Genomic DNA, 13,778 nt, shown 5'->3' with positions numbered 1-13,778 from the left:
CCAAGTGTTCGCTCGTCGGCGAGCGGATCCGCGATGGTTCCCAGCTGATGCGGCTGCTGGCGCGCAGCGAGCGAAGGCGGGCGTCTTCTCGCACCATCGATCGCGACCAGGAGACCAGCGGCAAGGATGCAGGGTACGGTGGCGCTCGGTGGCGGCTCGAGCAGCTCAGCGGTGGTCGATCGTCTCCAAGATGGCTGAGATGTCGATGAGCGTCGGGCTTTTCCCGGTGAGGACGTCGTTCGTCTTCACGATGATCGCCCAACTCCGCCCTCGCGCATCGCGGTAGCGGAAGCCCCACTTGCGCCCAGCCGGATCGAGGACATAGTACTCCGCCGGAAAGCCCGGCCGAATCTCGACCCGAGAGAAGGGAGTGCCCCAATCGACGGGTGGGGCGTACTCGGAGTCTGCCCGGAGGATTTCGATGAGGACACCGCCAGGTGCAAGATCGTCGGGGCCCATGCTATCGAACCAGGCAGCGACGTCCTCGGCCGAGGGACTGTTCTGCACCATCTGCTGGCTCATGAGCATCCAATAGCAGTGACAGCTGTGCAAGTTGTACTCGGGTGCTTCGGGCGTGGTGACGACGAGCCAACCGGGTGGGATCTGGACGCGCAGGTAACCCGGGTCACGGTACTCCTGCCAGCCCTCGATGGTCCGCGGTGTTGCTGCGACCGAAGGCGGATTGGTCGGGGCAGGAGCTGGCGCAGGAGTCGGTGACGGGGTGGGTGGCGGCGCCGTCGTCGGGGTCGGAAGAGGAGGTAGCGTCGGTGACGGGGCCGGCGACGGGGTCGGCCGGGATACGCGCGTCGGAGTAGGTCGCTGCGGGGCGGTGGCAGTCGGCGTGGCTGGTCGAACGGTCGGTTCGGCTGTGGCGGTCACGCGGGCGAGCGGAGCGGGCGTAGCCGTGGGTGCGCTTCCCTGGGTGCGGGTACGGTAGACGAGATAGCCGATACTGGCCCCGATGGTGAGACCGAAGACGAGGAGCAGGCCTGCACCCAGGCAACCGAGTGCAGCCAGAATGGGGCGGGATCCAGCTGTCTTCCTTTCACCCACCACTGGTGCGACTCGTCAGCTACGCGTCAGTCCATCCACCTACCGAGCAGAGTATACGGGTTCGTCGTCCTGGGTAAAGGGAGCGACGGCCTTGCGTCGAAGACCAGTGGCGAGCGAGCTCGCGCAGTACTCGTCTTGCTGGTTTCTCTCACGGTCGCGGTCGGCGCCTTCGTCGTCGGGTTCGTCGAGACGACCGTGCGGCATACGGGAAGAGTCGACTCGTCGCAGGAACGATGCCAGGCATACGGACTGGTCAGTAACGGCGTGGGCCTGGGTACACCCATCGCTCGATTCTCCGGGACGGTGCTCCTGACGACCGAACTACTCGCACTCCTGGGCGCCTGAGTGGCTCGACTCAGTGATACGGTGGAAGATCCGGGAGAGGCATGAGCGGAGTCTATGGCTCGGCGAACTTGTGGGGCTGCGGAGCCTTAGTGCAGCGGGCCGCTCTCTCCGGTATTCGGCTTTGGGGGTGATGGCGGCTCGAGTCTCGCGCCTGGTGCGAGAACGCTCGCTACCGGCTTGCGTGACCCTCTCTCGCACGGCTCAGGAGAGTCAGCGAGGGGGCTCCAGTTCGTAGCGAGCGCCCTTCTCGGGGTGGATCGCGACGGCCGGATTGGGTCCGGCTGTGAGGGGGTGAGCGCGCGACTGAACAGATCGCCAGGCGTTTCTCTTGCGTGTCCGTTGTTGCCGAAATGCGTTGGGGCACCTTTGGCTGGCCGGCATCCATGGTGCCGTTCGCAGCAGATGGTGCAATGCCTGATCTCGTCGGGCCCCGCTGAAGCGGTCGACACGAGAATGACCGTTCTGTCGTGGAGCAGCGTCAGCGGGAAGCTCCGATGGATCGCAGTGCATCGATCAGGGAGACAGAAGGGGCCAGCCTGGGTCGACGGTCGTTTGGGTTGCTCCACGGTGCACACCCGATAAGGCCACGGGGAAGGGCATGGCATCTCCGTCGGGAAAGGACCCGACGGAGATGCCATGCGCGAACGACTGGCGGAGCGTCAACGAGCTCGGGCAGGACGACGAAGCAGGATCACTCCGCAGCCGAGCAGGACGAGGCCGATGCCAGCGAGTGAGGTGAGTGCTTGGCGCTGACCGGTGCGCGGGAGGACTTGTGGGAGAGGCGGCATGGTGCTCCCTGCCGAGCTGGCTGGTGAGACGTCAGTCGCCGGCTGCTGGAGAGCGAGTGCTTCGCTACTGCCCGCTGGCTGGGCGTCGCTTCGCGGGCTGGCGGCCTCGCTCGCTGGGACCGAGGATGTGCCTGGTGCAGTGGACGCTCCTCCGGTGCTGCCGCCGCTCCCGCCTTGGCTACCCGTGCCACCTGAGCTACCGGTACCCCCGCCGCTGCCGTCTTGGCCGCTTCCGCCCTGGCCTCCGCCGCCGGAATTGTCCTCCCCGGTGCCACCCGTGGAGGCAACCTGCTGATTTGCAATGACGAGGAGGCACTCAGTCACGTAGAGATCACTATAATTACGCCACCTAGTATTCAGGCAAGCTGGTCCCGGCCCCTGGCCTGGGGGGTCCCGCAACTCAAGGAAGGTTGCGCCGTCCTGATAGTCCGGGTGGAGCTGCCATCCTTGCGGTAGCCCGTTCTCCTCTATATGGAAGACGGCTGTGTCCGGATCGAAGTTGGCCAGGAATACGACGAGCGGCTCACACCCTGTTTCGGTGCACTCGAACGATCCGAGGAACTGGTCATTCAGCGAGATGTCAAGACTGACAGACGCACCGGAGGGTGGCGAGGTGACGAGATCGTCCGCGTTCAGCCAGATCTTGCGGAAGTCGAGGCAGTAATACCAGCCAGGTTGCTCGAGTACGTATTCCTTACCGCCGCACGTGTAACTCGGTGTCGTATGCCCGTTGCCGTCGCCGGAGCCGTTACCGGTGTTGCCGCGAGGAAGACCGGAATCACTGGTATCGTCGGTAGTTGGGCAGTTTCCGTTGTCGGCCGCTGACGGAGTTGCTTGCTGCTGCTCATCAGGTTGTGTCGTCGGATTTGCTGCCTCGACCTTAATCAGATCCGGAAATGCGGTGCTGCTCTTCCCCAGTCCGGTCTGCTCGTCTCCAGCGGTCGTTGTTGCCTCGTCCTGGGACGTAGCTGTACCTTTAGGGGCCTGAATCGCAGGTAGAGTCGGGGGGTACTTGACCTGGTGTTCTTGTTCAGGGGCTTCCTGCGGCTCCACCGGAACAGCACTGGTTTGGTCAGTGGATGGGCATTCGCTAGGACGGGTCGGCAAAATCGTCGGCAGGCCCACGCTGATCGGGGACGCCTCGACGGTGTTCACGACCGTCTTTGTAGGGTGAACTGAAACCTCGTTCGGACCGAGTCTCTCGTCAGCACTGACAGCCGCGGCGCCGAGTGCAGGGAGCACGAGAACCAGGATGGTAGCGAGCGCGACGAGGCGCAAGAGAACGACACGGGCCGGGCGCACAGAACTCATCACTTCACCTCCTTGGTCGCTTCGAGCAGCACGAACGAAAAAATGCCTGCCTGCTGCACGGATCCAGTATACCTGCCTAAAAGTACTAGATCAACTGGATGGTCAGTCCTCGGAAAGGTGGCGTGTGATTCTGGTACGATGGGGGGATAGTCAAACGGCCGCGCAGCCTCCACCCGTTCGCTCTGCTACGCCGTTGTCGAGACGAGTCACCTCTTGACGAGCTGACCCAGCAGAAACACGAGGTTGGCAGGGCGCTCGGCGAGGCGGCGGGTGAAGTAGGGATACCACTGGCGGCCGAAGGGAACGTAGACGCGGACCGGTTCGCCAGCCCGACGGAGTTGCTCCTGGAGGTCGCGTCGGACACCGTAGAGCATCTGGAATTCGTACTTTTCGGGCCCAACGCCGATGCGACGGGCAAAACCACGGGCCACGCGGAGAATCGCCTCGTCGTGCGTGGCCACGGCCACGAAGCGACCGTACTCGAGCAGCGTCTCCAGGTGACGCCGGTAGGCAGCATCGACGGCAGCCTTCGTCGGATAGGCGACGGTCGCGGGCTCAGCGTAGGCGCCCTTGACGAGGCGAACCCGCCAGCCGCGCGCGACTGCTGTGTCGATGTCGCCTTCCGTTCGGTAGAGGTAGGCCTGGAGGGCGATCTGGAGATGGTCGCCGTAGGTGGTGTGTAAGGCCGCGAAGAGATCCAACGTCGCGCGGGTGGTCGAGGAGTCTTCCATGTCGACTTCGACCCGGCGCCCGAGACGCTGGGCCAGGCGGGCGAGCCGCTCGAGGTTGAGTCGAGCGAGGGTAGGGTCGAGGCGCAGGCCGAGGTGTGTCGGTTTGACCGAGATGGTGGAGTCCAGCCCTCGATCGGAGAGCGCATTCAGAAGTTCCGCGTAGGCCTGAGTGGCGGCCGCAGCTTCGCCGGGAGTGGCGACTTCCTCCCCGAGAAGATCGAGCGTGGTCGCGAAGCCGCGGTCAGCCAGCGCGCGGGCGACCGCCAGTGCTTCGGCCATGCTCTCTCCCGCGACGAAGCGCGTCACGACTGGAAGGGTCAGCGAGGACTCGCGTACGAGGCGTTCCACCCACGGCTGGCGAGCGATGGCCAGAACCAGTGACCGGAACCACGGCATCGGGATCCTCCACCCGTTCGCCCGCATCCGACCGCAGGGCAGTGTAGCATCGTCGGCGAGACGAGGAGCGGCCGATGACGTGCAACGAACGGTACGTGACCGTCGTACGCGATAGTCTCTACGATCGCATTCCGTTGACTCGAGCCGAAGTGGCGCTGATCAGCACGCCGACCTTCCAGCGACTGGACCGCATTCAGCAGCTCGGCTTCGTCAGCAAGATTTGGCCAGGGGCGAAGCACACCCGCTACGAGCATTCGCTCGGTGTGCTGCACCTGATGCGCCAGGCTTTGGCGACCTTACGGCGGCACGATGCTGGTTGGATCGACGACGAGACGCGACGGACTGCCTTGGCAGCCGCACTGCTGCACGACGTGGGGCACTACCCGTTCAGCCACGCGATCGAGGAGCTAGGGCGACCAGTGCTGCCGCACGAGGAGGTGGGCCGCCAGTTGATCGAGCGGAGCGAGCTGGCGGAGGTTTTGGAGCGGGAGTGGGCAGTCGAGCCTCGACGGGTCGCTGATCTCATCGCGCCACGCGGAGCACTCGCGGCGGCGTATCGCCTCGTCCGGGGGCTCTTGAGTGGTGCGCTGGACGTGGACAAGCTCGATTACCTCCCCCGCGATGCTCGCCACTGTAATGTTCCCTATGGCGGCGTCGACACGCCGCGCCTGCTCGATGCGCTGCGAGTCGCCGACGTGCACGGTGTGCCGCGGGTCGTGGTGACCGCCAAGGGAGTGAGCCCGCTGCATTCGCTCATCAACGCGCGGCAGGAGATGTTCGACAACGTGTACTGGCACCATGCCAATCGAGCGGCGATGGCAATGTTGCAGCGCGCCGTGCAGGACGCACTCCTCGTTGGGGCGATAACTGCCGAGGAACTGCCGCGTCATGACGATGCCTCGCTGCTGGCTCGCTTGAGCGAGCCCGGCATGCCGGAGAGTACGAGGCAACTCGTGCTCCGGTTGCGGGATCGCGTTCTCCACAAGCGTGCGCTCGAGGTCAGTGCGCGTGCGCCTGATCTCTATCGGTATCTCAGCAGTCTGTACGGTCGACCGGCGGCCCGTCGCGAGCTGGAAGGAGTTCTGGCGCAACGTCTCAGCGATTTGCTCGGCGAACCGGTGGCGGATTGGGAAGTGCTGTTGGCGATCCCCAAACCGGAGAAATGGAGCACCGATGTCTGGGTGCTCTTCGAGCGTCCACCGCTCGGCTTTCAGCCCTTGATGCCCTGGCAGGATGTGGTGGGACTGACTGACGCTGACTTCGCGCGCTTCGAGGAGCATCGTCGACTGATCCGGGTGGTCACGACAGCACGCTTGCGGGAGGCGGTGGCCCGACACTGGCCGCGACTGCTCTTGCCACTGCTCCAGTGATCGTGGGCCTGCTCAGTGGTGTCGCCGAGCTAGCGTACTCAGCGCGAGACCGAGCAGGAGGCAGAACGAGCCGAGCAGGCTGGTGGTCAGGAGGGCCAGAACCGCAGGCGTGAACCCGCTTCCGGTCTGGGGTGCGACTTGCGCGCGCTCGCTCGTGTCGGGGGACTTTCCTGACGAGGGGGAAGTCACGAAACGGGAGCCGGTCGGTTGGGTAGCTGTCGTTACCGGTGAACCGGCGGGTGCGGCCGAGTCGTCGGCGTCCTGTGGAGGGTTACCGTCCGGGGACGAGATCGTCTCACCAGGAGTTGGCTCGGTGATGACCGGGGATCGGTCAGGGAGAACTCGAGTCGTTGCGTCATCACCTCCGGACGTCCCGACCGGATTTGGGGGATCCACCTTTCCCGCTGTCTGGTCCGCCCCGGTCGGTGGCTCCGCAGTGGGCTGGGTCGATCCGGCGACTGACGGGGTAGTCAACGAGCTCGATCGGTCAGTGATCAGGCTGGGAACGGCGGTCGCGGACGGGTCGAGAGGGCGCGTTGCTGGGCGGTGTTCGGTGATACCGGCGTCCCCAGCGACCGGGGCTGCTGCCCACGACAGGGCGAGCGCGACGAGCAAGAGCACTCCGATCCAGCGGACCTGCATCATCGAACTGGCTCCCTCCTTCCGGACCGTACTGTCCGGACATGCGTACGGACGCGAGTATATTCAGCCCGATCGTCCGTGTCCAGCAGGGGTTGGTCGGGGCGGTGACGGATGGTTGCCCGCCAGATCGCACGGGGTCGGACGCCGGCTCGCGTGGCGCAAGCAGTGATCGACCGCTGCGCGGCTCGTCGACGGGCTGCCTGCGTGCGGCGAGTCCTTCGCTGTGTTCTGTGGGCCGACCGACGCTGATGTCTGTCCAGCCTGGCAGGTCAGCGCGTGGTCTCGCGGCGATCGTGCATCGTCTTCGATCCGCTCACAGGGGGATTGACAGCTGGACACGCGAGGACTAGACTGTGACCAGATGAGAGTCGACAGATCGGATAATGTCTGATATATCGGACAGAGAACGATGGCACGTCGCGTACCGGCAGTCGAGCGAGCCCTGGATATCCTCGAGCTCTTTCTGCGCACCCCGCAGCCAGAGTCGCTGTCGGTGCCGGAAATCGCGCGCGCTCTGGGTCTGCCCCGCAGCACGGCGCACGAGCTCGTGGCGACGCTGGTCGCGCGCCGGTATCTTCGGCCGATCGAGGGAAATCCGCACCGGTTCGCGCTGGATGCTCGTGTCTTCGAGTTGGGGAACGCCTATGCCTCCGGTCTCGATCTGGCGCGCGAAGGCCAGCAGGTGGCGCGGGAGATCGCGGCCCGATGCGACGAGACGGTGCACATCGCGGTGCTGGAGGGGCGAGACGTCTTCTACATCGCCAAGGTGGACAGCACGAACGCCTTGCGGCTGGTGTCGGCGATCGGTCGACGATTGCCAGCTCATTGCACCGCAGTGGGGAAGATGTTGCTGTCCAGCTTGACCGATGAGGAACTGGAAGAACGGTTCGCCGGTGTGGACCTGCTGCCGACGATGACGCGGAACAGTATCCGCACGCTCGCTGAGCTGCGGAGCGAACTCGAGCGAACACGTGCCCGTGGGCTCGCCTGGGACAACTGCGAGTCCAATCCCGATGTTCGTTGCGTAGCGGCACCGATCTACGACCACCGTGGGCGGATGGTCGCAGCGATGAGCATCTCGTTTCCGGTCGTGCGGGATACGCCGGAGCGGTTCCTCGAGTTATCGCGACTGGTGCGCCGAGGAGCACGAGACGTCTCGCTGCGCCTGGGTGCTCGCCAGCTGGCGCGCGACACCGAGGAGCCGGAACTCCCGCCCTGGCATTTGCCTGCTGTGGCGGACGGGTAACGGATCACCGGAGGGAGGTGCATGCGCGGACACGTTATATTGTCGTTCCATCGGGTGATCGGGCGATCAAGACACAGGACGGCATGAGTGAAGGAGGAGAGTCGTCAAGGACGATCAGCGACTGCGCAAAACGGTTACGCGGCGACACCTGCTCCGTTCCGTGTTGGTCGGTGGTGCAGCGCTGTCCCTGCTGAATGCATGTGGCGGTGCACAGGCGACGCCGACTCCGGCCCCAGCAGCAACACCGACGCGCGCACCAGCTCCATCGCCAACTGCCGCGGCGGCTGCTTCCCCGACGGCTGCCGCCGCGACTCCGGCAGCAGCCGCAACACCGACCGCGGCGGCTGCGGCTGGACCGGTGCCGACCGTGGCACCGGGGACGAAGATCACGATCGCAATGGTGCCCAAACTCGTTCACCCCTTCTTCGAAGACTGCCGCAAGGGAGGCGAGCAGAAAGCGAAGGAACTCGGCGTGACGTTCGAGTATGTCGCTCCGCAGCAAGCTGACCCAGCTCTGCAAGTGAAGATCATCGAAGATCTCATCCGCAAGAAGGTGCATGCCATCTCGATCTCGCCCAACGAGCCAAAGTCGGTCGAGCCGGTGATCGCCGAGGGGATGAAGCAGGGCATCCTCATGATGACCTTCGATGCCGATTCTCCAAACAGCCAGCGCGTGATGTACATCGGCACTGACAACAAGGCTGCTGGGAAGACGATGGGCGAAACCATGGCCAAGTTACTGAACGGCCGGGGAAAGGTCGGCATCATCACTGGTGGGCTCGGCGCGCTCAATCTGAACCAGCGCATCGAAGGGTTCAAGGAAGGAGTCGGACCGAATATCCAGGTCGTCGACGTTCAGGCGACAGACGATGACTTGCAGAAGGGACTGTCGGTCAGCGAGGCGATGTTGCGAGCGCATCCGGATCTCAACGGGATCGCTTGTGTCAGCGCGACCGGTGGACCAACGCTCGCGCAGGTCCTCAAGTCACCCGAGTTCCAAGATCGGATCGGCAAGCTGGTCATCGTGGCGTTCGATGACCTGGAGGAAACGAAGCGCGCGATCCAGGAAGGAATCATCGCGGCGACGATGGTCCAGCGGCCGGTTCAGATGGGTGTGCTGACGGTCCAGTGGGCCTACGACATCCTGACTGGCAAGGCGAAGCCACCGTTCAAGAACATCGACACTGGTGTGACGGTGGTGACGAAGGAGAACCTGAACAGCTATACGAAGTGACGCTCAAACGAAGGGGCCGGGGGGCTCTCCCGGCCCCTTTCCCGAAGGCAGGGGGCAGAATATGGCTGAGCCGATCTTGGAAGCCCGCCAGATTACGAAGCGCTTTCCGGGGGTGGTGGCCCTGGAGGGTGTCTCTTTGACGGTCTTTCCCGGTGAAGTGCTCGCGGTCGTCGGGGAGAACGGTGCGGGCAAGTCGACACTCATGAAAATCCTTTCCGGCGCGCTGCAGCCGGACGAGGGAGAGATTCTGCTGCAGGGTCGGCCAGTTCGTTTCAGTGACCCTCGCCAGGCTCTCGAACGCGGAATCGGAATCATTTATCAGGAACTGAGCGTCATCGATGCGCTCTCCGTTGGGGAAAACGTCTTTCTCGGACGTCTTCCCCAGCGATCTGGCCTGCCGGGAGCAGTCGATTGGCCACGTGTCTGGCACGAGGCGGCACAGGTCTTGGCACGTGTTGGCGCACCGATCGATCCGCGGCAACCGGTCCGGGGACTCAGTATTGCCCAAAAGCAGCTCGTGGAGATCGCGCGTGCCCTTTCTCAGGATGTCCGGGTCCTCATCTTGGATGAGCCGACCAGTGCACTGTCGCTGCAGGAGACGGAAAGGCTCTTCGAGATTCTGCGTGGTTTGCGAGCGCAGGGTGTCGCGATCATCTACATTTCGCATCGCCTGGAGGAAGTGTTCGCGCTGGCTGACCGAGTGACAGTCCTCCGGGACGGACGCGTCGTCGGGACGCTGCCGATCGGTGAGGCGACGCGAGACGGGCTCATCAGGATGATGGTGGGGCGCGATCTCTCGGCCTACTTCCGCGAGGTGCAGTCGTCTCCAGGAGTCCCGCGGCTCGAGGTGCGCGGGCTGGCGCGCGCGGATGTCCTGCACGACGTCAGTTTGACCGTGCGGGCTGGAGAAATCGTGGGTCTCGCGGGGCTTGTCGGTGCGGGGCGAACGGAGTTAGCGCGTTGTCTTTTCGGGGTGGATCCGATCGACGCGGGGGAGATACTGGTCGACGGGCGTCCGACACGGATCCGTAGCCCACGTGAGGCGGTGCAGCACGGGATCGTCCTGGTTCCAGAAGACAGAAAACTGGAAGGCCTCGTCTCCAGTCTGTCCGTTCGGGAGAACGTCTCGCTCTCCGTGCTCGCTCGCTTGGCTCGCTTCGGCTTCCCCTCGCGACGACGCGAGGAGGAACTCGCGCGTTCCTTCGTCCAGCGGATGCGCATCCGCACGCCATCACTGGAGCAGCGCGTTTTGAACCTGAGCGGTGGGAATCAACAGAAAGTCGTGCTTGCCCGAGCGCTGGCGACGAATCCCAAGGTGCTCATCCTGGACGAGCCGACGCGCAGTATCGATGTGGGCGCGAAGGCCGAAGTCCATGCGCTGATCGCCGAGATGGCCGAGACTGGTATGGCCATCCTGTCGATCTCGTCCGAACTCCCCGAAGTCCTGAGTATGAGTCATCGCATTGTGGTGATGAGCGGAGGGCGGATCGTCGCCGAGTTCGCTCGCGGCGAGGCCACTGAGGAGCGTGTCCTGCGAGCGGCGACGGGACAGCGCGTCGCCGCGTGATTGGAGAAGGAGAAGGCAATGCGCATCGTCGATGTGAAGACGTACGTACTGGGGACGGCCTGGCGCAATCTGACGTTCGTCGAGGTGCATACCGACGAGGGGATCACTGGGGTCGGCGAGGCGCGGATGCTCAACCACACGGATGCCCTGTTGGGCTACCTGGCCGAAGCGGTCCCCAATCATGTGCTCGGCCGTGACCCGTTTCAGATCGAAGACCTCGTCTTTCACATGATGCGCGACGATTATGCCCGGCCCGACTACGTGATGATGTCGGGGATCGCGGCGATCGAGATCGCCTGCTGGGACATCATGGGGAAGGCGCTCGGTCTTCCCGTCTATCAGCTTTTGGGTGGCGCGGTACGGGATCGGATCAAGGCGTACGCCAACGGCTGGTATACGGTGGAGCGGACACCGGAGCAGTTCGCAGAGGCAGCGCGCCGGGTGGTCGAGCGCGGGTACCGTGCGCTCAAGCTCGATCCGTTCGGTGCTGGTTACTATGAGCTCGATCTCGCTGAGAAGCGGCGTGTGATCGCACTGGTCGAGGCCGTGCGCGATGCCGTGGGGTCAGAGGTCGAGATCTTGATCGAGATGCATGGACGGTTCAATCCGGCGACCGCGATCGAGATGGCACGACTTCTCGAGCCCTACCAGCCGAGTTGGATCGAGGAGCCGGTGCCGCCGCACAATCTGGCTGCCTTGAAGAAGGTCGCCGAGCAGGTGCGGATCCCGGTGGCGACCGGCGAGCGGATCCACACTCGGTATGACTTTCGCGAACTTTTCGAGCTCCAGGCAGCCGATATCATCCAACCGGATATCACGCATCTGGGTGGACTCCTGGAGACGAAGAAGTTGGCCGCGTGGGCTGATGCGTACTATGTCCTCGTCGCGCCGCACAACGTCTGCGGCCCGGTCGGAACCGCAGCGAACCTGCATCTGGCTGCCTGCACGACCAACTTCAAGATCCAAGAGCACTTCAACGATTTCGCCGAAGCGCACGTGAAGGCAGCGGCACCGGGGGTTCCCGACGTCGTCGATGGCTACTTCCCGCTGCCGCAAGGGCCGGGCTTAGGCGTCCAGTTGGATCACAGCGTGGTCGCGCAGCATCCGCGGCGGCGCGTCTTTTTCAATCTTTTCGCCGAAGAGTGGCACCGACGGCAAGCGGAGCGCGAGTGAGGAGCGGACGATGGAGGGGGTCGCGGCGATTCTTCAGCGGCTGGCGCAGCGACACGACTCGCTCGGGATCGTGTGGCTCGGGCAAGCGAGCGTCGCGCTGGCGGGGTCAGGCCGAATCGTCCTGATCGATCCGTTCCTCTCGCCGCATCCCGACCGGTTGGTACCGCCGATGGTTGCGCCGGAGGAACTCGCGTCGGTCGACCTCGTGCTCGTGACGCACGAGCACTGGGATCACTTGGATGGGCCGACCTGTGCGGCGATCGCGCGGGTGGCGCCGGGAGCGCGTTTCGCTTGCCCGCAGCCGATCGTCGACCAGTTCGGCGCGCTCGGCATCGACCGCGAGCGCGTGCAGGGAATGCGGCCAGGCCAAGCCGAGGTCTTCGCTGACGTCACTGTCTGGCCGGTCGCAGCCATGCATGGTCTGCATGCGGCTGATGCGTATGGCTTCGGTGAGGTCGATGGCGTACCGCGCTTTCTCGGCTACGTGGTCGAGCTGGCTGGCGTGCGCCTGTACCATGCCGGGGACACGATCGCGTACGCAGGCCTCGCCGAGACGGTGCGCGCGTTACGACCCCAGGTCGCGATGCTGCCGATCAATGGCCGGGACTGGTATCGGGAGCAGATGGATATCGTGGGCAACCTGGATATTCGGGAGGCGGCACATCTGGCGGCGGACATCGGCGTCGAACTCCTGATTCCCCTTCACTACGACATGTTCGCGGCCAATCTGGCTGACCCTGGTGCACTCGTTCGCTATGTCCACGATCGGAAGCTGCCGGTCCATGTCCTGGTGCTGCGGCCGGGCAAGCCGGTGCTGGTGCAGCCCGTGGGTCGGGAGGAGCTGTGACGAGATCGACAGTCGTTCGCCGCAGCAGGAGCGGATCCTAAGCGAATCGATTCCGGTGACGGAGCGCCGTACGGATCAGGCAATGACCGGTGCAGCCGGGCGGCGGCTCCTGCAGCGGCTCACCAGTTTCCGGGAGTTCAACATCCTGGTCGCGCTGCTGGTGCTCGGTCTCTTTCTCTCGATCACGACCGATGCCTTCTTGACCACTGGCAACTTGTTCGGTTTGGCACGAGCTTTCTCGCTGACGGCCATCGTGGCGATCGGCCAGACAATGGTCATCCTGACGGGTGGGATCGACCTTTCGGTCGGCTCAGTACTCGCACTGGCTGGTCTTTCGACCGGGATGCTCCTGGAGCGTGGGGTTCCATTGCCGCTGGCGATGCTGGCTGGTCTCGGTGTCGGGGCCATGGTGGGACTGGTCAACGGACTGCTCATTACCCGAGTCGGTCTGCCTCCCTTCATCGCGACGCTCGGGACGTTGAGCATCGGGCGCGGGCTCGTCTATGTGCTCACCTAAGGGTATCCGGTGACCGTGCCGTATGACTACCGGGCGTTCATCTGGCTCGGGCAAGGCTATGTGTGGATCGTCCCGGTGCCGGTCATCATCATGATCGTTCTGACGATTCTGGGGACGATCTTTCTCGGCTTCACGACTTACGGCCGCTACATTTATGCGGTTGGGGGAAATTCGGAAGCGGCCCGCTTGGCCGGTATTCCGGTCGAGCGCGTGAAGTTGCTGGTCTATGTCTTGTGCTCGACGTTGGCTGCGCTGGCTGGGCTGATCCTTGTCGCGCGGCTCGTCTCAGCGCAGCCTTCCGCTGGGCTCGGTTTCGAGCTCCCCGTGATCGCCGCCTCGATCATCGGTGGCACGAGTCTCATGGGCGGTGAGGGTACGGTGCTAGGCGCTGTTCTCGGTGCGGCCATCATGGGAGTGCTGGAAAACGGCATGGTTCTGCTCGGCGTGAGTACCTATGCGCAGCAGGCCGTGACTGGTACCGTGATCATCCTTGCGGTGGCGCTGGACATCATGCAGAAGCGGCGGCGGATGCGAGTGCGACGGGCCCGCCGCTGAGTC

11 protein-coding genes and 2 pseudogenes are annotated in these 13,778 nt (G+C 64.3%); 9 read left to right on the top strand and 4 right to left on the bottom strand.

The features are described 5' to 3' along the window. Nucleotides 1-165: 165 nt before the first annotated feature. The gene (locus tag TRD_RS11900) at nucleotides 166-1,056 is read right to left on the bottom strand and encodes a hypothetical protein (protein ID WP_012642405.1); all 891 of its coding nucleotides are present in this window, start codon (nucleotides 1,054-1,056) and stop codon (nucleotides 166-168) included. Nucleotides 1,057-1,188: 132 nt separating this feature from the next. Here TRD_RS11900 and TRD_RS11895 point away from each other — a divergent pair, with 132 nt between their 5' ends. Beyond that, the gene (locus TRD_RS11895; RefSeq protein ID WP_012642450.1) at nucleotides 1,189-1,398 is read left to right on the top strand and encodes a hypothetical protein; all 210 of its coding nucleotides are present in this window, start codon (nucleotides 1,189-1,191) and stop codon (nucleotides 1,396-1,398) included. 659 nt (nucleotides 1,399-2,057) lie between these two features. Here the strand turns inward: TRD_RS11895 and TRD_RS13950 are convergent. Beyond that, on the bottom strand, nucleotides 2,058-3,497 hold the full coding sequence (locus TRD_RS13950) for an LPXTG cell wall anchor domain-containing protein (RefSeq protein WP_052294136.1): 1,440 nt from the start codon (nucleotides 3,495-3,497) through the stop codon (nucleotides 2,058-2,060). Nucleotides 3,498-3,703: 206 nt separating this feature from the next. Beyond that, on the bottom strand, nucleotides 3,704-4,624 hold the full coding sequence (locus TRD_RS11880; RefSeq protein WP_012643025.1) for a proline dehydrogenase family protein: 921 nt from the start codon (nucleotides 4,622-4,624) through the stop codon (nucleotides 3,704-3,706). Between the two features lie 74 nt (nucleotides 4,625-4,698). Here TRD_RS11880 and TRD_RS11875 point away from each other — a divergent pair, with 74 nt between their 5' ends. Beyond that, the gene (locus tag TRD_RS11875; RefSeq protein ID WP_012642895.1) at nucleotides 4,699-5,994 is read left to right on the top strand and encodes an HD domain-containing protein; all 1,296 of its coding nucleotides are present in this window, start codon (nucleotides 4,699-4,701) and stop codon (nucleotides 5,992-5,994) included. A 12-nt stretch (nucleotides 5,995-6,006) separates the two neighbouring features. Here the strand turns inward: TRD_RS11875 and TRD_RS11870 are convergent, their stop codons facing one another. Continuing rightward, a complete protein-coding gene (locus TRD_RS11870; protein ID WP_012642738.1) occupies nucleotides 6,007-6,639 on the bottom strand; it encodes a hypothetical protein in 633 nt (210 codons plus the stop codon). 406 nt (nucleotides 6,640-7,045) lie between these two features. On the opposite strand from TRD_RS11870, the gene TRD_RS11865 reads away from it, so the two are divergent. The 7 genes and pseudogenes from TRD_RS11865 to TRD_RS11840 all read left to right on the top strand — a co-directional run bounded on the left by TRD_RS11865 (nucleotide 7,046) and on the right by TRD_RS11840 (nucleotide 13,775). After that, the gene (locus tag TRD_RS11865; protein ID WP_012642935.1) at nucleotides 7,046-7,882 is read left to right on the top strand and encodes an IclR family transcriptional regulator; all 837 of its coding nucleotides are present in this window, start codon (nucleotides 7,046-7,048) and stop codon (nucleotides 7,880-7,882) included. Between the two features lie 358 nt (nucleotides 7,883-8,240). After that, nucleotides 8,241-9,116: a sugar-binding protein gene (locus tag TRD_RS11860; RefSeq protein WP_143714805.1), complete on the top strand. Its 876-nt coding sequence runs from the start codon at nucleotides 8,241-8,243 to the stop codon at nucleotides 9,114-9,116. Between the two features lie 133 nt (nucleotides 9,117-9,249). After that, nucleotides 9,250-9,684 (top strand): annotated as a pseudogene (locus TRD_RS15410) (ATP-binding cassette domain-containing protein); the annotation flags it as partial. A gap of 207 nt (nucleotides 9,685-9,891) precedes the next feature. Further along, nucleotides 9,892-10,683 (top strand): ATP-binding cassette domain-containing protein, encoded by a 792-nt coding sequence (locus tag TRD_RS15405; protein WP_420806799.1) that lies wholly within the window; start codon nucleotides 9,892-9,894, stop codon nucleotides 10,681-10,683. 18 nt (nucleotides 10,684-10,701) lie between these two features. Next, complete coding sequence (locus TRD_RS11850; protein ID WP_012642878.1) at nucleotides 10,702-11,856, top strand: mandelate racemase/muconate lactonizing enzyme family protein; 1,155 nt, start codon at nucleotides 10,702-10,704, stop codon at nucleotides 11,854-11,856. Nucleotides 11,857-11,866: 10 nt separating this feature from the next. Further along, nucleotides 11,867-12,703, top strand: coding sequence for an MBL fold metallo-hydrolase (locus TRD_RS11845; RefSeq protein ID WP_012643301.1), 837 nt, complete (start codon nucleotides 11,867-11,869; stop codon nucleotides 12,701-12,703). Beyond that, nucleotides 12,612-13,775 (top strand): annotated as a pseudogene (locus TRD_RS11840) (ABC transporter permease). Before TRD_RS11845 ends, TRD_RS11840 begins: the two are co-directional and overlap by 92 nt. Nucleotides 13,776-13,778 lie beyond the last annotated feature (3 nt).

It is taken from the genome of Thermomicrobium roseum DSM 5159 (assembly GCF_000021685.1).
GTDB lineage: Bacteria > Chloroflexota > Chloroflexia > Thermomicrobiales > Thermomicrobiaceae > Thermomicrobium > Thermomicrobium roseum.
Note: the sequence above shows the minus strand (reverse complement) of the source record. Positions and strands in the feature narration are given on the sequence as shown.